20 protein-coding genes are annotated in these 22,521 nt (G+C 41.3%); all 20 read right to left on the minus strand.

All coding sequences use genetic code 11. The features are described from left to right. Window positions 1-22 precede the first annotated feature (22 nt). The 20 genes from pnp to tsf all read right to left on the minus strand — a co-directional run bounded on the left by pnp (window position 23) and on the right by tsf (window position 22,504). Window positions 23-2,173 (minus strand): polyribonucleotide nucleotidyltransferase, encoded by a 2,151-nt coding sequence (gene pnp / locus FPV17_RS12365; protein WP_144559157.1) that lies wholly within the window; start codon window positions 2,171-2,173, stop codon window positions 23-25. A 164-nt stretch (window positions 2,174-2,337) separates the two neighbouring features. Then, the gene (gene rpsO, locus FPV17_RS12370) at window positions 2,338-2,607 is read right to left on the minus strand and encodes a 30S ribosomal protein S15 (RefSeq protein ID WP_035398469.1); all 270 of its coding nucleotides are present in this window, start codon (window positions 2,605-2,607) and stop codon (window positions 2,338-2,340) included. Window positions 2,608-2,745: 138 nt separating this feature from the next. Continuing rightward, window positions 2,746-3,702, minus strand: a complete 957-nt coding sequence (locus FPV17_RS12375; RefSeq protein ID WP_144559158.1) for a bifunctional riboflavin kinase/FAD synthetase — start codon at window positions 3,700-3,702, stop codon at window positions 2,746-2,748. Window positions 3,703-3,714: 12 nt separating this feature from the next. Continuing rightward, a complete protein-coding gene (truB, locus tag FPV17_RS12380) occupies window positions 3,715-4,632 on the minus strand; it encodes a tRNA pseudouridine(55) synthase TruB (protein ID WP_144559159.1) in 918 nt (305 codons plus the stop codon). A gap of 69 nt (window positions 4,633-4,701) precedes the next feature. Then, window positions 4,702-5,058 carry a 30S ribosome-binding factor RbfA gene (gene rbfA / locus FPV17_RS12385; protein WP_035398475.1) on the minus strand — a complete coding sequence of 119 codons (357 nt, stop codon included), beginning with the start codon at window positions 5,056-5,058 and terminating at the stop codon, window positions 4,702-4,704. A gap of 83 nt (window positions 5,059-5,141) precedes the next feature. Next, on the minus strand, window positions 5,142-5,423 hold the full coding sequence (locus FPV17_RS12390; RefSeq protein ID WP_035398476.1) for a DUF503 domain-containing protein: 282 nt from the start codon (window positions 5,421-5,423) through the stop codon (window positions 5,142-5,144). Then, window positions 5,423-7,606 (minus strand): translation initiation factor IF-2, encoded by a 2,184-nt coding sequence (gene infB / locus FPV17_RS12395; protein ID WP_035398478.1) that lies wholly within the window; start codon window positions 7,604-7,606, stop codon window positions 5,423-5,425. The genes FPV17_RS12390 and infB overlap by 1 nt, the downstream gene beginning before the upstream one ends. Window positions 7,607-7,619: 13 nt before the next feature. Further along, window positions 7,620-7,928 (minus strand): YlxQ family RNA-binding protein, encoded by a 309-nt coding sequence (locus FPV17_RS12400; protein WP_035398481.1) that lies wholly within the window; start codon window positions 7,926-7,928, stop codon window positions 7,620-7,622. Beyond that, the gene (gene rnpM / locus FPV17_RS12405) at window positions 7,925-8,200 is read right to left on the minus strand and encodes an RNase P modulator RnpM (protein ID WP_038480664.1); all 276 of its coding nucleotides are present in this window, start codon (window positions 8,198-8,200) and stop codon (window positions 7,925-7,927) included. The genes FPV17_RS12400 and rnpM overlap by 4 nt, the downstream gene beginning before the upstream one ends. Before the next feature lie 21 nt (window positions 8,201-8,221). After that, the gene (gene nusA, locus FPV17_RS12410) at window positions 8,222-9,319 is read right to left on the minus strand and encodes a transcription termination factor NusA (protein WP_035398482.1); all 1,098 of its coding nucleotides are present in this window, start codon (window positions 9,317-9,319) and stop codon (window positions 8,222-8,224) included. A 27-nt stretch (window positions 9,320-9,346) separates the two neighbouring features. Further along, window positions 9,347-9,817 (minus strand): ribosome maturation factor RimP, encoded by a 471-nt coding sequence (gene rimP / locus FPV17_RS12415; RefSeq protein WP_035398484.1) that lies wholly within the window; start codon window positions 9,815-9,817, stop codon window positions 9,347-9,349. Window positions 9,818-10,023: 206 nt separating this feature from the next. Further along, complete coding sequence (locus FPV17_RS12420; protein ID WP_437183294.1) at window positions 10,024-14,316, minus strand: PolC-type DNA polymerase III; 4,293 nt, start codon at window positions 14,314-14,316, stop codon at window positions 10,024-10,026. Between the two features lie 57 nt (window positions 14,317-14,373). Then, complete coding sequence (locus FPV17_RS12425; protein ID WP_144559160.1) at window positions 14,374-16,071, minus strand: proline--tRNA ligase; 1,698 nt, start codon at window positions 16,069-16,071, stop codon at window positions 14,374-14,376. A 31-nt stretch (window positions 16,072-16,102) separates the two neighbouring features. Beyond that, complete coding sequence (rseP, locus tag FPV17_RS12430; protein ID WP_035398932.1) at window positions 16,103-17,356, minus strand: RIP metalloprotease RseP; 1,254 nt, start codon at window positions 17,354-17,356, stop codon at window positions 16,103-16,105. Between the two features lie 19 nt (window positions 17,357-17,375). Continuing rightward, entirely contained in the window at window positions 17,376-18,518 is a 1,143-nt protein-coding gene (gene dxr / locus FPV17_RS12435) for a 1-deoxy-D-xylulose-5-phosphate reductoisomerase (protein ID WP_144559161.1), read from the minus strand. 40 nt (window positions 18,519-18,558) lie between these two features. Beyond that, the gene (locus FPV17_RS12440) at window positions 18,559-19,356 is read right to left on the minus strand and encodes a phosphatidate cytidylyltransferase (protein ID WP_060704010.1); all 798 of its coding nucleotides are present in this window, start codon (window positions 19,354-19,356) and stop codon (window positions 18,559-18,561) included. Between the two features lie 14 nt (window positions 19,357-19,370). Then, complete coding sequence (uppS, locus tag FPV17_RS12445) at window positions 19,371-20,147, minus strand: undecaprenyl pyrophosphate synthase (protein WP_035398928.1); 777 nt, start codon at window positions 20,145-20,147, stop codon at window positions 19,371-19,373. A 109-nt stretch (window positions 20,148-20,256) separates the two neighbouring features. Beyond that, window positions 20,257-20,814, minus strand: a complete 558-nt coding sequence (gene frr / locus FPV17_RS12450) for a ribosome recycling factor (RefSeq protein ID WP_035398926.1) — start codon at window positions 20,812-20,814, stop codon at window positions 20,257-20,259. 5 nt (window positions 20,815-20,819) lie between these two features. Next, a complete protein-coding gene (gene pyrH / locus FPV17_RS12455; protein ID WP_038480687.1) occupies window positions 20,820-21,536 on the minus strand; it encodes a UMP kinase in 717 nt (238 codons plus the stop codon). An 83-nt stretch (window positions 21,537-21,619) separates the two neighbouring features. Further along, the gene (tsf, locus tag FPV17_RS12460; RefSeq protein ID WP_035398924.1) at window positions 21,620-22,504 is read right to left on the minus strand and encodes a translation elongation factor Ts; all 885 of its coding nucleotides are present in this window, start codon (window positions 22,502-22,504) and stop codon (window positions 21,620-21,622) included. Window positions 22,505-22,521 lie beyond the last annotated feature (17 nt).

Consider the following 22,521-nt stretch of genomic DNA (forward strand, 5'->3'; position numbering starts at 1 on the left):
AGGAATTTTCCTAGTCCATCTATTACGACTGCTCTTGTTCGTTAGATTGTTCTTCTTGCGTTTGATTTTCTTTCTCTTCTTTTTCACGCTGTTCCTTTAAAAGAACTTTGCGAGACAAGTTAACACGACCTTGATTATCAATCTCCGTTACACGAACGTCAAGCTCATCACCTAATTTTAAGATGTCCTCAACCTTGTTTACTCGTTCTTCCGCAATTTGTGAAATGTGTAGTAAACCATCTTTGCCTTTGAAAATTTCAAGGAACGCACCGAATTTTTCAATTCGCTTTACTTTACCTGTGTACGTTTTTCCAACTTCAACTTCACGTACAAGGTCTTCAATGATTTGTTTTGCTTTTCGGTTCATCTCAGAGTCAAGGGAAGAAATATAAACCGTGCCATCTTGTTCGATGTCAATCTTTACATTTGTTTCTTCGATAATCTTGTTAATGACTTTACCGCTTGGTCCAATGACATCACGAATCTTATCAGGGTTAATGGCTAATGTTAAAATTTTCGGCGCATAGTCCGAAAGTTCTTTACGCGGTTCTTGAATAGCCGTCAACATATTATCAAGAATTTTCAAGCGTCCTTGTTTTGCTTGATCAAGGGCTTGTTCAAGTACTTCTCGGTTTATACCAGAAATTTTAATATCCATTTGCAACGCAGTAATACCTGTCGCTGTTCCTGCTACTTTAAAGTCCATGTCACCTAAGGCATCTTCCATCCCTTGGATATCTGTCAGTACAGTCATATGGTCGCCTTGCTTCACGAGACCCATTGCAATACCTGCTACTGGGGCTTTAATTGGAACACCTGCATCCATCATTGCAAGGGTACTCGCACAAATACTTGCTTGAGACGTTGAACCGTTTGATTCAAGCACTTCTGATACAAGACGGATCGTGTAAGGAAACTCTTGCTCCGAAGGAATAACTTGCTCAAGCGCTCGTTCACCTAACGCACCGTGACCAATTTCACGACGTCCTGGAGCACGAATGGGACCTGTTTCACCAACGCTAAATTGAGGGAAATTATAATGGTGCATAAATCGCTTCGTTTCTTCAATGCCAAGGCCGTCCAAAATCTGAACATCTCCTAGTGCACCTAAAGTACAAATACTTAACGCTTGAGTTTGTCCACGTGTAAACAAGCCTGAACCATGTGTACGTGGCAGCATATGAATCTGTGAATCAAGTGGGCGAATTTCGTCTACACCACGGCCATCAGGACGAACCTTATCAACGGTAATAAGACGACGAACTTCTTCTTTTACAAACATTTGTAAAATGCCTTTGACTTCACTTACTTCAACTGTTTCGTCTTCTTCATAACGCTCTACTTGTGCTTTGATGACAGCATCAATCGCATCTTGACGAGCGTGCTTTTCTTCCACACGAACAGCTTCTTTAATTTGTGCCTCTACGGTTTCTCTAAGGGCATTTTCCAGCTCAGCATCAAATGTTTTTAATTTCAGCTCGCTTTTTTCTTTTCCGCATGCTTCCACAATTTTTTCTTGGAACGCAATCATTTCTTTAATATTTTCATGACCAGCTAGAATTGCTTCTAACATCACTTCTTCAGGTACTTCTTTCGCACCTGCTTCAACCATATTGATGGCTTCTTTTGTACCAGCAACAATTAGTTCAATATCACTCTCTGCCAATTGAGCAGGAGTAGGGTTCATAATAAATTCGCCATTAATACGACCTACCGTTACCCCAGCAATTGGGCCACCAAAAGGAATATCTGAAACAGACAAAGCTAGAGAAGAACCAATCATTGCAGCCATTTCTGACGATGCGCTTTGATCAGAACTCATGACGATGCTAATGACTTGTACTTCATTTCGAAACCCATCAGGGAATAATGGACGAATCGGACGATCAATTAAACGACTTGTTAAAATCGCTTGTTCACTTGGACGCCCTTCACGTTTAATAAACCCTCCTGGTATTTTTCCTGCTGCATATAAACGTTCTTCATAATTGACCGTTAGTGGAAAGAATGGTAGATCTTTAGGTTCCTTCGACGCTGTTGCTGTCGATAAAACCGCAGTCTCACCATAACGGACAAGAACTGCACCATTTGCTTGTTTTGCGAGTTGACCAACTTCAACGCTGAATGTACGTCCAGCCCAGTTGATTGTAAACTCGTGACGTTCTTGATCCATGTATGTGTACTCCTCTCGTACATCTAAAAAAATTCTCATTCTTTATTATGACCGAAACAGCGTAAGTTTAAAAGAGCGAATTACAGCTGTTTCAATGTTTTTTAGATTCCATTGTTTTTCACATGAAGAAAAAAGCGGGAGAACATCCCCCGCTTTTACAAACCTTATCGACGTAAGCCAAGTTTGTCAACTAAGTTACGGTAACGCGTAACATCTTTTTTACGCAAATACGTTAACAAATTACGACGTTGTCCAACCATTTTCAAAAGACCGCGACGTGAGTGGTGATCTTTCTTGTGTGTACGTAAATGATCGTTTAATGAATTAATTTGCTCTGTTAAAATCGCCACTTGAACTTCTGGAGAACCAGTGTCCGTGTCGTGTGTTTTGAAGTCTGCAATTAGTTCATTTTTACGCTCTTGTGTTAAAGCCATTAGAGCCACCTCCTTGTAATGTAACCCTAGTTTCCGAGCAAACGTTGGTGAATCGTTTTGCCAAGAAGCGGGCTGTCCTCTGAAAACTTCAGTGAACATTAGTTATTATAGACGGTTGCTTGTTAAAATGCAAGTGTCTTAGTGTATGTTCTCCTCAAGCCATCGTAAACTCGTTTCTTGATCACGGGTGAGCTGAGCTTTGATTTCATCAATACCGTTAAACTTTTGTTCTGCTCGAATCCACTTAAGGAACTCAACTTCAACAATTTCTCCGTATATGTCCTCGGCAAAATGAAAGAGGTTTACTTCCACACTTGGTTCTGGTAAATTGTCTACAAAAGTTGGTTTGTAGCCAACATTAGCCATCCCCGTATACTTGTTTCCCTTTACATAGAAAGCAACAACATATACACCCGTTTTCGGTATATGATAGCGCTCAGCAGCACTTACGTTTGCAGTCGGGAAACCGAGTAAACGCCCTCTCGCATCTCCATGGATAACCTCGCCTTTTACTTTGTACGGATAGCCAAGAAGAAACGATGCTCTTTGAACATCACCTTCCTCTAATTCTTGGCGAATGCGTGTCGATGAAATCTTTTCGTCTTCATCGGTTACTTTGTCAATAATACTATACGTGAAGCGCTCTTTCGCATAGTCGCCAAGCTGCTCCATCGTTCCTGCACCTTTTACACCGTATGTAAAATCAAACCCTGCAACGACATGCTCAACATGAAGGGACACAATAAAGTCATCGACAAATTGTTGTGGTGTTAACTTAGAAAATGATGGCGTGAAACGCACCGCATAAATCCGGTCAACACCAAGCGCTTTTAAACGTTCAATCTTTGAATCAAAAGGGGTTAAATAGCGCATAGGTACTTCTGGTTTACCAAGAACCTCTTTAGGATGGGGGAAGAACGTCATCACCGCTGCTTCAATCCCTCTTGCGCTTGCTTCATCTATTGCTTTTTTTATAACGGTTTGGTGCCCTTTATGGACACCATCAAAATAACCAATCGCCAAAACAGTACGAGCGGCTTCTTTCGTCCACTCCTGTTTGTCCATATGATCTAAATCAATTTTTATAAGCTTCATTCCATGACCCTCCTAAAGTCCTGCTGCCTGAGAGAAAAGCTTTTCTGGCTTCATCAAGCCTTCTTTTGTCGGGTGAGGTTGATAAAGCGCAAGACATTCTCCATCCTCATTATAAAATAAAAAGCGCGTGTCTCCAAAAATTTGGTCTTCGTTCGCTAAGACAGCACCATTTTTTATTCGTTGTTCGAGAGCTCGGTCAGCCGTTCTTTTCGGAAAATTTGTCAATGCATGATCAAACGGATACAGTTTCTCGTACCGTTCTTCTAGCGACAGCTCCTCCAACGTATCAAATGTAATGGTGTTGGCCAGCTCAAATGAGCCAGAAGCCGTCCTAGTAAGAGAAGACATATGAGAGGGGAAACCCAGGGCAGCACCTATATCCACTGCTAACGTTCGGACATAGGTGCCTTTGCTGCAGCGCACATCAAAAGAAAAACGTTGCGTGTCTTCTTTCGCTTCTTCTACATTGGTTAAAGTTAATTGATGAATGTTCACTTGCCGCGTTGGTCTGTCTACTTCAATACCTTTCCTTGCATATTCATACAATCTTTTCCCATTCACTTTAACAGCTGAATAGTAAGGAGGTGTCTGCATGATAGCACCTCGAAATTGCGCGAGAACTGCTTCAATCTGGTCACTAGAGACAGATTGAAGAACAGGAAGCCGTTCTACTACTTCTCCATAAGCATCCTCAGTAGTCGTCGTAAATCCTAATGTGACATCGCCAGTATAGGTCTTATCGAAGTCAGACATATACTCAGCCACTTTCGTCGCTTTGCCAATACAAATTGGCAGCACGCCATCAACTTCTGGGTCAAGAGTCCCAGTGTGTCCAACTTTCTTTGTTTTGTACAACCGACGAATACGATTTACACAGTCGTGGGACGTCATCCCTCTTGGTTTATACAAAGCTACTATTCCTGCATCCATCAAAACGATTCCTTTCACTTAACGTTATGTAAAAAATGAGGATAGCAATGTTTGCCACCCTCACTTTTTTTACTGACTTTCGTTTTCGCTTTTCACTTCTCGTAAAAGCGACTCAATTCGATTACCGTATTGAATTGACTCATCAATTGAGAAACTTAGCTCCGGGGTTTTTCGAAGACGAATTCTTTTTCCGATCTCGGAACGAATGAATCCTTTTGCCTTTTCTAAACCAGCGAGAGTCGCTTTTTGTTCTTCTTCGTTCCCAAGAACGGTAATAAACGCCGTTGCTTGTTGAAGATCTCCGGTTACATCCACACCTGTAATGGTCACAAATTTTACCCGTGGATCTTTAATTTCACGTAGAAGAATGTCGCTAAGTTCTTTCTTCATTTGTTCGCCAACTCGTTCAGCACGATTGTTCGCCATGACTTTCACCTCTATCTATCTGACTATTCATCGAACCCATTTGGTTCGATCTACTCTCATGGAGTGCCCTTTTTTAGGACAGATTAAACCCATTCCCAGTCGGTTAAAGTACGCTCTGCCTCACCATGTCGATCAAGAAGATCGAGCGCTTTTTGTAGTTCGGTTTCGACGCTTTGTCTAGATGAACCGACTGCAGCGATAGTTAGCTCTGCTCGCTGCCATACATTTTGGTGGTCAGTTTCAGCTACACTAACATTTAATCGTTGCCGCATTCTCGTTACAATGCTTTTAACAACAGATCGTTTATCCTTTAAAGACTGCGCCATAAAGATAAAGCATTCACAACGGACAACCGCAACGTGCATTAGCGCTTAACTTCTTCCATCACATAGGCTTCAATAATATCGCCTTCTTTAATGTCGTTAAACTTCTCAAGAGTAATACCACACTCGTACCCTGCAGCAACCTCTTTCGCATCATCTTTAAAACGTTTTAATGCGTTCAGTTCACCTTCATAGACAACAATTCCGTCACGGATTAAGCGAACAGCTGAGTTACGCGTGATTTTTCCTTCGGTTACGTACGAACCTGCAATTGTACCGATTTTCGATACTTTGAACGTTGTACGAACCTCTACCTGACCAATGACTTTTTCTTCAAACTCAGGATCAAGTGCGCCTTTCATCGCTTGCTCAATTTCATCTATTGCGTTATAGATAACACGGTGTAGACGAATATCTACATTTTCAGCTTCAGCTACACGCTTCGCATTCACATCTGGACGAACATTAAATCCAATGACAATAGCATTTGATGCAGAAGCTAAAATAATATCGGACTCTGTAATGGCGCCAGCACCTGTGTGAATAATATTTACTTTTACACCAGCGACATCAATTTTTTCCAGTGATCCTTTCATTGCTTCAACCGAACCTTGAACATCCGCTTTAATAATGACGTTAATATCTTTAATATCCCCTTGCTGGATTTGATTAAAGAGATCATCTAAGCTAACTTTGGATGTTTCAGACAAGTTTTGCTCACGGTAACGAGCCATTAAGCCTTCACCAACTTGGCGCGCTTTCTTCTCGTCTTTAAAGGCTTGGAAACGATCGCCTGCTTGTGGAACTTCATTTAAGCCCGTTATTTCAACTGGTGCAGACGGACCAACCGTTTTCACACGGCGACCAAGATCATTTACCAATGCTCGGACACGACCGAATGTGCTACCCACAACAACCGCATCTCCAACGTTTAACGTACCACTTTGAACAAGAAGTGTTGCAACAGGGCCACGACCTTTGTCAAGCTGTGCTTCTACAACAGTACCTGTAGCAAGCTTATCAGGATTTGCTTTTAGCTCTTCTACCTCAGAAACAAGTAGAATCATTTCAATCAGCTCGTCAATGCCGTCTCCATTCAATGCGGATACGTTAACAAAAATAGTATCCCCGCCCCACGCTTCAGGAACAAGTTCATACTCTGTTAATTCTTGCATAACACGGTCTGGATTGGCAGTTTCTTTATCCATTTTGTTGACAGCGATAATAATTGGCACTTCTGCCGCTTTCGCATGGCTAATCGCTTCTTTTGTTTGAGGCATGACACCGTCATCAGCTGCTACAACAATAATAGCGATATCCGTTACTTGCGCACCACGTGCACGCATCGTCGTAAATGCAGCGTGTCCAGGTGTATCTAAGAACGTAATCTTTTTATTGTTTTGCTCAATTTGATACGCTCCGATGTGCTGCGTAATACCGCCAGCCTCACCTGCTGTTACTTTTGTGTTACGAATAGAGTCAAGCAACGTTGTTTTCCCGTGGTCGACGTGACCCATAATCGTTACGACTGGCGGGCGCTCTTGCAATTCTTCTTCTTTATCTTCGCTATCATAAAGCTCAATATCAAGCTCATCCACAAATACTTCTTCTTCCACTGCTACGCCGTAGTCAGCAGCAAGTAGCTCGATTGTATCTTTATCGAGTTCTTGATTAATCGTCGCCATTACACCAAGCTTCATTAGTTTTTTAATCAATTCAGATGCTTCACGGTGGAGTTTCGCTGCAAGTTCACTTACGCTTAAGCTACCTGAAATCATAATTTTTTCAGGTAAAGGCATTTGTTGGTGATTTGGACGGTTTTGTGGTCCGCCACGCTTCTTCCCACGACCTTGATTGCGTCGGTTGTTATTTCCAGGTCTTCCTTGAGTGCGGTTTCCGCCACCACCAGGACGATTCCCTTGAGTGCGGTTATTTGGACCACGGTTTCCACCTTGAGTCGCATTGCCTTGCTTTTGCGCGCCTCGTTGTTCTTGGCCTGCTGGTTTCTTATCGTTCGGTCGATCATCTGTTTTTTTGTTCATACTTTTTTGATCTCCATTTCCTCCAGAAGCCTGTACTTGTAGGTTGGCTTTCTTTAATGTCTCCTCTTCCACAGTCGACATATGGTTTGACACAGTTTCACCCATCGCTTTTAGCTTTTCGATTAATTGTTTGCTTTGAACATTATTTGCTTTTGCGTATTCATGAATTCGCATTTTTGACATATACATACCTCCATTATTGGTTCAGTAATGCAGCAATTTTCTTAGCAAACCCTTTACTTCGTATGCCTATTACAACACGTGCTTCTTTCCCTATTGCAGAACCGAGTTCGTAACGATCACTAACGGCAAAAAGGGGAACATGATAATAGCTACATTTATCTCGCACTTTTTTTGCTGTATTTTCACTTGCATCACTAGCTAGTAATACAAGCGCTACATTCTTTTTGCGGACTGCTTCTAACGTTAATTCTTCTCCTGTTACAAGCTCCCCTGCACGCATACAAAGCCCGAGTAATGATAAATAGTGTTGGTTAGGGTTCATTTCTTTTTAACCTTCTTTAAGTCAGTTAAAAGCTGATCATACACTTCAGCCGTTACGTTCACTTGTAAGTGTCGTGTCAAACTATTTCTTTTTTTCGCCAGCTCAAATACATCTTCATCGTGTGATAAGTAGGCTCCTCGACCGTTCTTTTTACCAGTCGGGTCTAGCTCTACAGTTCCTTCAGGTGTTCGGACAATTCGAATCAGTTCACCTTTAGGCTTCATTTCGTTTGTGACGATACATTTTCTAAGCGGTATTTTTCGTTGCTTCATCTTGACCCCCGCCTTATTCGATTAATCTAGCTCTTGTTCAAGAAGATCTTCATCTAGGGTTTCCTCAGCGTCAAGTAGTCCTAACTCTCTAGCTTCTGTTTCGTTTTTGATATCGATTTTCCAACCGGTTAATTTGGCTGCTAAACGCGCATTTTGACCACGTTTTCCGATTGCTAGAGAAAGCTGATAATCAGGTACGATGACTTGAGTCATTTTCTCCTCTTCGTTTACATTCACACGCATAACTTTCGCTGGGCTTAGAGCGTTTGCGATGTAAACAACTGGATCTTCAGACCATTCAACAATATCAATTTTTTCACCTTTAAGTTCGTCCACAATGGTTTGAACACGTTGGCCTCTTTGTCCAACACATGCACCAACAGAATCGACTTCAGGGTTTTCAGAATGAACAGCAATCTTTGAACGATCACCAGCTTCTCGTGATACGGATTTAATTTCAACGGTTCCGTCGTAAATTTCCGGTACTTCTAGTTCAAATAATCGCTTTAATAAACCAGGATGAGTACGGGAAATTAAAATTTGTGGTCCTTTTGTTGTTTTTTCGACTTTCGTAATATAAGCCTTAATACGATCATTATGGCGGTATACTTCGTTTGGCATTTGTTCTGTTAATGGTAATAGTGCTTCTACTTTACCGAGATCAACATAAATAAAGCGGTGATCTTGCCTTTGCACAATTCCATTCATAATGTCTTCTTCACGATCAATAAAGTCTGAATAAATAATGCCACGCTCTGCTTCACGCACACGCTGCGTTACAACTTGCTTTGCCGTTTGGGCTGCAATTCGGCCAAAGTCTTTCGGCGTGACTTCGATTTCGACAACGTCGTCTACTTCAAAGTTTTGATTAATCCCTTGTGCTTCTTCCTCTGAAATTTCTAGTCTTTTATCAAACACTTCTTCGACAACGACTTTACGTGCAAACACGCGGATGCTTCCGTTCGTACGGTTCACATCAACGCGAACGTTTTGTGCTTGCCCGAAATTCCGTTTATAACCAGAAATAAGTGCTGCTTCAATCGCTTCTATGATGACTTCCTTTTTTATCCCTTTGTCAGCTTCAAGGGTTGTTAAAGCTTCCATAAATTCGCTATTCATGGAAAGCACCTCCTTCGTTTTCTTAACCTAGAACAGAATCGATAAACGGATATTCGCAATTTTATCGTATGGAATAGTATACGTCACAGTACGTGTTTTCACTTTTGTATCAACTGTAAGCTGATCATCTTCAAAAGCTTTCAGCGTACCTTCAAACGTTTTTTCGCCATTTAAAGGTTCGTATGTTGTGATGTAAACGCCTTTTCCAACCGCTTTCTCCACGTCTGCTTTTTTCTTTAATGGACGCTCTGCCCCTGGTGAAGATACTTCAAGAAAATAAGCTTCTTTAATAGGATCCGCTTCGTCTAGCTGTTCACTAAGCTTTTCGCTGACCTTTTCGCAGTCATCTAGATCAACGCCTTTATCTGAATCAATATAAACGCGTAAAAACCAGTTCGGCCCTTCTTTTTTGTATTCTACTTCTACTAATTCAAGCTGTAAGTCGTCTACAATTGGAAGGACCAATTGTTCCACTTTACTAGAGACAATTTTACTCAAACATCTGTCCCTCCTTTTATCACATAATAAAAAAACGTATGCCTATAACCAGCATACGTCATCAGGCATATCCAACTTTTCATGCGCCTAGCGAGTTGCGAACAAAAAGAGTGGGTTGCCCCACTCTTTCATCATTCCGTATGCTAACTATTACCATAAACGATTTTATCACAGGATAGAGCCTCGCGCAAGGCTTGTTCTCTTTCTTAAAATAGTGATAGCTGATTTGATTCAGGAAGATCGTGTAAACATCCGTGATCAGATAAATTCTCGACAACTGTTTTTGTCAACTTCGCTCGTTGCTGTAGATCCTCTTTTGACAAAAAGTGACCATTTTCTCTTGCTTTCACAATATTAAGCGCCGCGTTTGTACCAACTCCGTTTAATGAATTAAACGGCGGAAGTAACGTATCGCCATCCACAATGAATTCGGTTGCTGACGATTTATAAAGATCGACTTTTTGGAAACCAAAGCCGCGTTCACACATCTCAAGAGAAAGTTCAAGTACTGTTAGGACAGCTTTCTCTTTTGGCGCAGCGTCTAAGCCTTTTGCATTAATTTCATCGATTTTAGCACGAATCGAACTTGATCCTTTTATCATCACGTCCATCTCAAAATCATCTGCTCGTACCGTAAAATACGTAGCATAATAAAGGATAGGATGATGCACTTTGAAATATGCAATTCGTACGGCCATTAATACGTATGCCGCTGCATGGGCTTTAGGGAACATATATTTTATTTTCGTACAGGAATCAATGTACCAATCTGGCACGTCATGCTTTTTCATTTCTTCAACCCATTCAGGCTGAAGTCCTTTTCCTTTACGAACAAATTCCATAATTTTAAATGCCAATGACGACTCTAGCCCTTTGTATATTAAATAGACCATAATATCATCACGACACCCAATAACGTCTTTCAATTCACACGTACCATTATAAATCAATTCATTCGCGTTACCGAGCCATACATCCGTACCGTGGGATAACCCAGAAATTTGCAGAAGTTCAGAGAATGTGCTCGGCTTTGTTTCTTCGAGCATTTGACGAACGAAACGTGTTCCAAATTCAGGAATGCCTAAAGTTCCCGTCTTACACATAATCTGCTCTTCTGTTACGCCTAAAATGTCTGGAGAGGCAAATATTTTCATAACGTCTGGGTCATCCGTTGGAATCGTCTTTGGATCAATACCACTTAAATCTTGAAGCATTCGAATTGCCGTTGGATCATCGTGTCCAAGAATATCGAGTTTCAGAAGATTGTCGTGAATTGAATGGAAATCAAAATGAGTGGTTTTCCACTCTGAGTTTTTGTCGTCTGCTGGATATTGTATAGGTGAAAAATCGTGAATGTCTTTATAATCCGGCACAACGATAATTCCGCCTGGATGTTGTCCAGTCGTTCGTTTAACACCGGTACAACCTGAAACGAGCCGGTCAATTTCTGCTCCTCTCATTAACAAATCGTGATCACCTTGATAGCCTTTCACAAAACCGTACGCCGTCTTTTCGGCAACCGTACCGATTGTTCCAGCTCGATAGACATATTCCTCACCAAACAAGTCTTTCGTATACGCATGGGCTCTCGGCTGATACTCACCAGAAAAGTTCAAATCAATATCGGGTACTTTATCTCCTTTGAAGCCTAGAAACGTTTCAAACGGGATATCTTGACCATCTTTTTGATAAGCCGATCCGCATTCAGGACAGTTTGCATCTGGCAAATCATACCCAGACGCAACAGAACCATCATCGAAAAAATGCGAGTGCTGGCAGTTCGGGCAAACATAGTGTGGCGGTAGAGGGTTGACTTCAGTAATTTCCGTCATGGTTGCGACAAATGAAGAACCAACGGAACCACGGGAACCTACCAGATAGCCATCATCAAGTGATTTTTTAACAAGCTTCTGTGAAATTAAATAAATAACTGCGAAGCCGTGTCCAATAATACTGTTAAGTTCTTTTTCTAGTCGTGCCTCAACAATTTCAGGAAGCGGATTTCCGTATATAGCTCTTGCTCTTCCATAGCTCATTTCGCGCATTTCATCATCTGCACCTTCAATTTTTGGTGCGTATAATTCGTCCGGAATAGGGTGAACCTCTCCAACTTCGTTTGCAATACGATTCGAATTTGTCACAACGAGGTCGTGAGCTTTTTCTTCTCCAAGAAATGCAAACTCAGCCATCATTTCATCTGTTGTCCGGAAATGAACAAGTGGAAGTGCTTGACGATTTAATGGGTTCGCTCCACCTTGAGAAGCAATTAAAATTTTACGATAGATTGCGTCATTTTCATTAACGTAATGAACGTTGCCCGTTGCTACAACAGGTATGTTGAGCTGTTCTCCCAACGAAATAATTTTACCGATAATTTCTTGAAGAGCCTGTTCATCTTTAATCAGTTCTCGTTCAATAAGGTGGCGGTAATTACCCGGTGGTTGAATCTCTAGGAAATCATAGAATCGTGCGATGTTTTCAACTTCGTCGGCTGATTTCTGCATCATTCCTTCAAATACTTCGCCTTTATCACATGCTGATCCGATAAACAAACCTTCTCGATGCTTGCTTAATTCAGAACGCGGAATTCTTGGTGTACGGAAATAATAATTGACGTGAGACATCGTGACAAGTCGGTAAAGATTTTTTAATCCTTCTTGAGACGTTACATGAATGGTTGCGTGAAAAGGGCGCTGTCGATGAAAATTGCCTTGCCCCATATGATTATTCAGTTCATCATGAAACATAATCTCTTTTTCCGCTGCATCTTTTACCATTTTCCATAATAAATAGGCTGTTGCTTGAGTATCGTATATAGCTCGGTGATGGCTGACTAATTCAATATCGAATTTCTTACATAATGTATTTAACCGATGATTTTTTAATTCAGGGTAAAGAAAACGACCCAGTTCCAATGTATCAATGACTGGATTTTTCACTTCTGTAAAGCCCATCTTCTTATATCCCACATTTAAGAAGCCGATATCAAAGCTCGCATTATGGGCAACAATCGTTCCGTTTCCTGCAAATTCTTTGAATTGCTTAAGTACGTCTAACGGGTCAGGAGCGCCTTGAAGCATGTCATCAGTTATCCCTGTTAAGTCAATGATCGTTGACGATAGTGGCTCTTTAGGGTCAGCAAACGATTCAAATGTATCAACAATTTCTCCATTTTTAATTTTGACTGCCGCCAGCTCAATAACCGTATTGTATACAGCAGACAAACCTGTTGTCTCTACGTCGAATACAACATATTCTTCATCCAATAGCTTACGATGATCTGAATTGTAGGCAATAGGTACGCCGTCATCAACAATATTGGCTTCCATTCCAAAAATAACTTTTATTCCGTGCTTTTTACTAGCGTTATAGGCTTCAGGAAAGGCTTGTACAACACCATGATCCGTAATCGCTACCGCACTATGTCCCCATTTCGCTGCTTGTTCCACATATTGACCAACCGATGCCATTCCATCCATTTGGCTCATCGTTGAATGAGTATGCAGTTCGACTCGCTTTTCTTCTGCTGTATCAATACGAGATTTAGGCGTTATTTGATTAAAATCATTCGCAATCATCACAAGATCGCGAACGAATGTATCGTTTTGGATACCTCCACGGACCTTCATCCACATGCCTTTTTTCACTGCTTGTAAAATCGGAATATCTTCTTTATCACGTGAAAACATTTTTACTAATATCGAATCGGTGTAATCTGTAATTTTAAACGTTAACAGCGTTCGACCACTTCTTAGCTCTCGGGTCTCTGCAGCAAACACATATCCTTGAACCGTAATTCTTCGCTCTTCATCCACAATCGCTTCAAGAGGAATAGGGTCATCTTTAATTGGATAGCCCATTGATAAATTCGCAGCCGAAACTTGTTTCGTCATCTCTTCCTCTTGACGTTTTTTCTCAAGCATTGCTTCCACGACTTTAGAATGATCTTCTTCTTGGCGCTTTCGTACAAATTCATCATACGCTTCTTTTGATTCTTCTACCGATATGTGCAATGGAATCGTCGGCAAACCATAACGAGTACAAATTTGTTTGAACGGTTCAACGAGCTTCCGCTTCATTGCTTGACCCTCTGCATCATTTTGTGCAACAAGTGCCAGTGTGCCTTTGCTCATATCTGGCGTTTGCTTTTGTAGTGCAGATGCAAGAGGTGGTGACAATAGCGAAAACTCACTCATAATGATTGGCCAGTAGTTGTTCCAAGCGTCTACTGTCATCTCGTTATGATCGTACGTAAATGTACAAGTTGCTTTAGCAATTTCTTTAAACGTTACTTCTAATTTCGATTTAAACAGTTGAGCTAAATCAGCTGGAAGTACCGTTTGCAAATGAATATAAAAATGCCACGATTTCGTCTCTCGCGTGATCGCCAATTTTTTTATATAGCCGTTTTCGAAATAGGTATGTCCATCTGTCGGGACTTGTAATTGTTCGAGTAATAAACGAAGGCGTTCTTCTCTTGATCCCATCTCATTGTTCACTAAAAATCACTCCCCCGTGCAAGGAAATGGACTGACCGATTGGCCAGTCCACTTCTGTCAATTGGCAAATTCCTTTACCCATTGTACTAGATCTTCTTTTGTTAGCTCAAGCTGTTCGCCTGTTTTTCTTACTTTTACTTCAACAATTCCTTCACCTGCACGTTTACCAACTGCGATTCGTATAGGAAGGCCAATCAGATCAGCATCTTTAAATTTCACACCAGCTCGCTCACCACGATCATCAAATAATACATCGATTCCCGCCTGTTTTAAGTCTGCATAAATCGCTTCCGCTAATGCTTGCTGCTCTTCATTTTTCACATTAAGGGCTAGTAGGTGAACGAGAAACGGCGCAATGGATGTAGGCCAAACGATACCATTCTCATCGTGATGCTGTTCAATCACTGCCGCAATGGTTCTTGAAACACCAATTCCATAGCAGCCCATTAGAAACGTCTGCGCTTTGCCGTTTTGGTCAAGGTACTTCGCTTGTAATGATTCAGAATACTTGCGACCAAGTTTGAATACTTGACCTACTTCAATGCCTTCTGCAAATTGAAGGGTGCCTTGTCCATCAGGAGATGGATCTCCTTCTTTTACTGTACGTAAATCTTTATAAGCTGTGGCTTGATAATCTTTACCCGGTCCGACATTGATATAATGGTAGCCGGTGTCATTCGCACCACAAGCAATGGTTTCCATTCCATGAATACGGTGATCTGCATAAATTGGTACAGTGGTCACATTGATGGGGCCAATAGAGCCTGGTGTCGCCCCAAATAACTCAACAACTTCTTCCTCTGTTGCCATACGCAGTTCTTTAGCACCTAGCTCATGAAGAGCTTTTACTTCATTTAACTCATCATTTCCGCGAAGCAGTAAAAGCGAACCTTTGCCATCGATGAATACCACTAACGCTTTTAAAATATGATCAGGGTCGATACCTAAGACAGCTGCCGCATCATTGACCGTTTTCGCTCCAGGAGTCGCTTTCTTTTCAAGCAAGCCATATTCCTGTGCTTGAGGCGGCTCTGGTGCAAGGCTTGAAGCCATTTCAAGGTTCGCTGCATAGTCCGAGCCGTCTGAATAAGCAATGGTGTCTTCACCAACCGAAGCGAGTGCCATAAATTCATGGGTGTCCTTACCACCCATCGTACCAGAATCAGCAATAACCGGGCGGAATGTTAGCCCTACACGTGAAAAAATGCGAGAATACGCTTCGTGCATAGCCCAATAGGTTTCATTTAAACTTTCTTCTGTGTCATGAAACGAATACGCGTCTTTCATAATAAATTCACGCCCACGCAATAAACCGAAGCGCGGACGGCGCTCATCCCTGAATTTCGTTTGGATTTGATAGACATTTAATGGAAGCTTTTTATATGACGTAATGCCATCTTTAATAATGGTTGTAATCACTTCCTCATGGGTTGCACCGAGGGCAAAATCACGATTGTGACGATCTTTTAAACGAATCAATTCATCGCCCATATCTTCCCACCGACCAGATTCTTGCCAGAGCTCAGCTGGGTGTAAAGCTGGCAATGTTAATTCTTGCGCGCCAATTCCATCTAATTCTTCACGAATAATCGCTTCAATCTTCGTCATCGCTCTTTTCGCTAATGGAAGATAGGCATATACTCCCGATGCAAGTTGGCGCATCATTCCTGCCCGAAGCATAAGTTGGTGACTTATCGCTTCAGCGTCAGCGGGCACATCACGCATCGTTGGTACTAAATAAGTTGACTGTCTCATTGCGTCACTTCCTTTACTCACTTCATCTAACTTAAGAGAATAGCTTGCTTATATCGTTCCACGTCACCACGATCATCAATAACATCACTAAAGCAAAGCCAATAAATTGAATAGCACCTTCTTTTTCTGGCGAGACAGGTTTACCTCGTATAGCTTCGTACGCCAGAAACATTAATCGTCCGCCGTCCAAAGCAGGAATTGGGAACAAATTAATTACACCAAGGTTGACACTTAGCAGTGCCGCAAAAAAGAATACCTGGTACGTTCCTGCCGCCACAGCAGAATCCGTTATATTATAAATCCCAACAGGACCAGAAATATAATCAAGTGAAAACTCACCAGTAAGAATCAAACCTAATGTACTAAAAATAGATGTGGCAAAATCCACAAATGTAGTTGCCGATTCACCAACAGCTGCAACGAATCCAGATTCTCTTAATGGAGCTACGCCAATCACACCGATTTCTTCGTCAATTTCTGACACATAGTTTGAGCCAGTTGTCAGCGTTACTTCTTGCTGTGCACCTTCACGTTCAAACGTAATCGCCACATCTTGGTTTGGTCTTTCACCAATAGCTTGCTGCATATCTTGCCAACGTTCTGTTGCATTGCCATCTACAGCGACGATTAAATCTCCAGCTTGCAAACCTGCTTGTTCTGCCGGCGATCCTTCTATTGGGTCAATTTGATTTGTCGAAAAGCCCGCAATGGAAAACAATCCTAGCAAAATAACATACGCTAAAATAAAGTTCATTAGCGGTCCAGCGAAAATCGCCATTGCACGAGCCCCTAATGATTTTGAACCAAACTGACGATGCCATGGTGCATTCATTTGCGCAACTTCATCTTGGACAATCATTGCTTTTTCGTGAATGGGATAGCGTACAAGCTCACCTGAATCCTCATCAATGGTTTCAATATAAAGATCGTGAACAAGATCAATTCGTTCAACCTGTACAACATGAGCTTCGGGGTGCTTTGATTTATTGTTGACAATAATTTCGGTTACACGCTGCTGGTCATCAAATACGAGTCCAACTTCATAACCTGGTCGAATAACCGTTTGCTCTGGCTCTTCACCAGCCATGCGAACGTAGCCACCAATCGGTAGTAGACGCACTGTATAAATGGTGTCGTTTCTTTCAAAAGCAAACAGCTTCGGCCCCATTCCGATTGCAAATTCGTAGCAAAGAATGCCTGCCCTCTTCGCAAAAAATAAATGACCCCATTCGTGTACAAATACAAGCACACTGAATATGGCAATAAAAGCTAGTAACGTATTCAACAGCCATACCGCCTTCCTGTTAGTTGTTCATTACACGTGCACGAACTGCTTGATCAACAGCAAGAATTTCTTCAAGTGAAGGATTTGCTTGCTTTGTGTGTGTATGTAATGCTTGTTCAATCACGTCTTCAATCTGTAAAAATGTAAGTTCACCTTTTAAAAACTTAGCCACTGCCACTTCATTTGCTGCATTTAAAACGGTTGGCATAGTGCCTCCACTTTTGCCTGCTTCATAAGCAAATTTCATACAGCGATAACGTTCAAAATCAAGATCCTTAAAATGAAGTTTACCGATTTCGGCAAGATTCAATCGCTCTCCTTCAGGTCGTGCATAACGATCAGGGTACGTCAACGCATACTGAATGGGTACACGCATATCTGGTGTTCCTAATTGAGCGATCACACTCCGGTCATGAAACTCTACCATTGAATGAATAATACTCTCTTTATGGATTACTACATCAATATGGTCATAGTCCATGTTAAATAACCAATTTGCTTCAATCACTTCCAAGCCTTTATTCATCATTGTAGCAGAATCAATCGTAATCTTTGCTCCCATTGACCAGTTTGGATGGGATAGAGCCTGTTCCACAGTGACATCTTGGAGCTCATGTCGAGCTTTATCTCGGAAACTTCCTCCTGATGCAGTTAAAATTAACCGATCAATTGCTTTATGAGGTTCTCCATTTAAAGCTTGAAAAATAGCAGAGTGCTCGCTATCGACAGGAATAAGTGGAACAGCTTGTTTTTTCGCTGCTTCCATTACTAGATGCCCTGCTGTTACAAGGGTTTCTTTGTTTGCAATGGCAACAGGTTTGCCTGCTTCAATGGCAGCCAGCGTTGGCAGCAAGCCGACAGATCCTGTAATAGCGGTAACCACAACATCGGCATCAGACGACTTTGCAACTTCTACTAAACCAGAGTCGCCATAATAGAATTCCACTTCTTTGCCAAATTCCCTTTGAAGCGTTTTAGCATCCTCTTCTTTTGCCACCGAAACGAGGTTCGGTTTAAATTCTTTAATTTGGTTTCGAGCCAGCTCGATATTTACACCACAGGACAATGCTACTAAGGAAAATGCTTGAGGATGTTCCCGAATAACATCTAATGTCTGTGTACCAATTGAACCTGTTGAGCCTAATAAACTAATTTTTTTCATCGTTTCTCCTCCCCATCTCGCAAGCGAACTACTTCATCTTTTATATTAATTGCAAAAGATGCAAGAGCGGCATGACAAAGATTAAGCTATCAAACCGATCCAATATACCACCATGTCCAGGTAATACATTTCCTGAATCTTTCACGGCATAATGGCGTTTTAACGCTGACTCTACTAAATCACCAATTTGCCCAAAAACGGCAGTGGCAAGCATAATAAAGACTGCGGTTATGTATGAAGTAAATGCCGGCGTAAGGAAAAAGAACAAACTTCCGACGATAACAGCTAAAACAATCCCACCGAGAGAGCCTTCAATCGTCTTATTCGGACTAATTTCTGGCCAAAGCTTATGTTTTCCCATCGCTTTCCCAACAAAATAGGCACCAGAGTCGGTTGTCCAAATTAAGACAATGACAAATAAAACGAGCCACAGACCAACTTCGGTTACATTTCGAGCCTCTATCAAGAAGTGAAAACCAAACCCAACATAAACGCTTGATAGTATCATAAATCCAACCTCATCAAAGGTTAGTTTATTCTTTGTTAACACCGTCAGCATTAACAAAATAAGGATGAGAAAAATAAACAATTCTATTTTTGTATTTTCTATCGGAATAAATTGATCAAACCAGTTCGTTGGAATTAATAGCAGCCACATTGATATAAGCCCGGCTATTCCTCTTAACGATAAGGCTTGAATTTTTTTCATTTTAAGTAATTCCATCATCGCGATCGTTGCCATTAAGGTTACAAAAATGGAAAACCACCAGCCACCTAGAAAAACAAATGCTAAAATGACAACCCCAATCGCTAATCCTGTTACAATTCGTGTTTTCATTACTGTCGCCCTTCCTATAATCCTCCGTAACGTCTACCACGATTTTGATAGGTCGCAATGGCTTCACGGAAATGATTCTCATTAAAATCGGGCCAAAGTACAGGTGTGAACCAGAATTCACTATAAGCAAGCTGCCACAGCATAAAATTACTTAATCTGATTTCACCACTCGTGCGAATCAATAAGTCTGGATCCTTTAGCTGACAACTCATTAAATGCGCACCAATCACATCTTCATTAATGTCTTCTGCTCGAAGCTCACCTGATTCTACTTTAAACGCAATTTGTTTCATTGCTTCCGCCATCTCAAATCGACTGCCATAATTAAGGGCAAAGTTTAGAATTAACCCGGTATTATGCTTTGTCTTTTCAATTGCTTCATCCACAGCTCGAATTGTATGAACCGGCAACTCTTCTTTCGTTCCCATAATTCGGACTTGTACATTTTCTTTAATAAGAGTCGGGAGTTCGCTTTTAAGGTAGCGTTCCGGTAAACTTAATAAAAAATCAACCTCCGCTTTCGGGCGCATCCAATTCTCTGTTGAAAACGCATAAAGGGTAAGTGCTTCCACCTGTAACGCATTTGCCGCTCGGACAATTTTGTTTACATTTTTCATCCCTTCACGATGACCAGCAATGCGAGGGAGGCCTCGGTTGGATGCCCATCTGCCATTGCCATCCATAATAATGGCGACATGCTTTGGAATCCGACTTAAATCAAGGTTTCTATCATATTGCTTTTCCTCTTCTGTATGAAAAGCTTGCTTCCATTTAGAAAATTTCTCGAGCATTCTTCGCCCTCCGTCTCACTAGCGGTTCGCCCTTCACGATGCTTAAAAGTGTAAAAAACCCCCTATTAAAGAGGGTCTCCTACTTTTCTTTATCATACACGTAAATTGATCAGACTTCCATAATTTCCTCTTCTTTTTCTTTAGCACGTGTATCAATCTTACTAATATAAGAGTCTGTTAACTTTTGAATGTTGTCCGTCTCTCCACGTAGCTCGTCCTCTGTCATCTCGCCGTCTTTTTGAAGCTTTTTCAAGTCATCATTCGCATCACGACGAATATTACGAACAGCTACTTTCGAATCTTCAGCTGTTCTTGACACAATTTTACTTAATTCTTTCCGACGCTCTTCTGTTAGTGCTGGAATAATAATACGTATTACTTGTCCATCACTTGATGGTGTCAAGCCAAGATCAGCCTTCATAATCGCTTTTTCAATATTACTAATGGCTGATTTATCAAAAGGCGTAATTAAAAGTAAACGCGCTTCCGGTACCGTAATAGAAGCAAGTTGATTTAACGGTGTTTCTGCTCCATAATACTCTACTGTAACACGGTCTAAAAGAGCTGGATTTGCACGTCCAGCACGAAGTTTCGCTAGTTCACGATTTAAAGACTCAATGGCTTTATCCATTCTTCCTTTAGTATCATCTTGAATTTGTTTTGACATAACAATTATTTCCCCCTGACCACTGTACCAATTTTTTCACCTAAAACGGCGCGTTTAATGTTGCCTTCTTCCATTATAGAGAATACGACAAGTGGAATGTCGTTGTCCATACATAAGGATGAAGCAGTTGAATCCATTACTTGAAGCCCTTCTTTTAAAACATCCATATACGTAATCGTGTCATATTTTGTTGCATCCTCATTCGTACGAGGGTCCGCATTATAAACGCCATCTACATTATTTTTCGCCATTAAGATGACTTCTGCCTCGATTTCCGCCGCACGTAGCGCAGAAGTAGTATCAGTTGAAAAGTATGGGTTCCCTGTTCCAGCTGCAAAAATAACAACACGCTTCTTCTCAAGATGACGAATCGCTTTTCTACGAATATAAGGCTCTGCCACTTGTCTCATTTCAATTGATGTTTGCACTCGTGATTCAACACCAATCGATTCAAGGCTATCTTGAAGAGCAAGGGAATTCATAACTGTCGCCAGCATGCCCATATAATCTGCAGTGGCACGATCCATTCCTTGAGCACTACCAGCCATTCCGCGCCAAATATTACCGGCACCAACAACGACGGCTACCTCTACTTCTAGTTCAACAATCTCTCTAATTTGCGTAGCAATAGATTTAATGATTGTCGGATCAATTCCATACCCTTGTTCTCCAGCTAATGCTTCTCCACTAAGCTTTAAAACGACACGATTGTATTTGTTCATTGTGACCTCCGAATTTGCTTTGTTCCTTATCTGTTCTTGTAAAAAAGGGACACGAACGAATGTTGTGTCCCTTTACTAGGTTGTTATTTTTTCACTTGAGACATAACTTCTTCAGCAAAGTTATCTTCACGCTTTTCAATACCTTCGCCTACTTCGTAACGAACGAATGCTTTCACAGTAGCATTTTTTCCTTTTACATACTTACCAACTTTTTGATCGCCATCTTTTACGAAAGGCTGGTCAAGTAGACATACTTGTTCAAAGAATTTGCTTAAGCGACCTTCAACCATTTTTTCAACGATGTTTTCAGGTTTGCCTTCGTTAAGCGCTTGTTGCTTAAGTACTTCGCGCTCACGATCAACAACATCACCCGTTACTTCATCGCGAGAAACATAGGTTGGGTTAATTGCAGCAACGTGCATCGCAATGTCTTTCGCAAGTTCTTCATCATTTGAAGTACCAATTAACGTAAGAACTCCGATACGGCCACCCATGTGTAGGTATGAGCCAAATACATCACTGTCTTCTTTTTCAACAACCGTGAAACGGCGTAGAGAAAGTTTTTCACCAATTTTTGCAATCGAAGAATTAATGTGAGAGAGAACGGTATCGTCTCCACCTTTAAAGTTTTGCTCTAACGCCTCTTCAACTGTTGCTGGGTTTTCAGCTAAAATGTGCTCAGCCAATTCTTTAACAAGACCTTGGAAGTTTTCGTTTTTCGCAACGAAATCTGTCTCAGAGTTCACTTCAACGATAACCGCTTTGTTTCCACTTGTTACAACTGACGCAAGACCCTCTGCTGCAACACGGTCTGCTTTCTTCTCAGCTTTTGCAATACCCTTTTCGCGTAGAAAATCAATTGCTTTGTCCATATCTCCATCAACTTCAACAAGCGCTTTCTTACAATCCATCATGCCAGCGCCTGTTTTTTCACGAAGTTCTTTTACCATACTCGCTGTAACTGCCATTTAAATTCCTCCTATTT

The sequence above is a fragment of the Shouchella miscanthi genome (assembly GCF_007725405.1).
Lineage (GTDB): Bacteria > Bacillota > Bacilli > Bacillales > Bacillaceae_D > Shouchella > Shouchella hunanensis.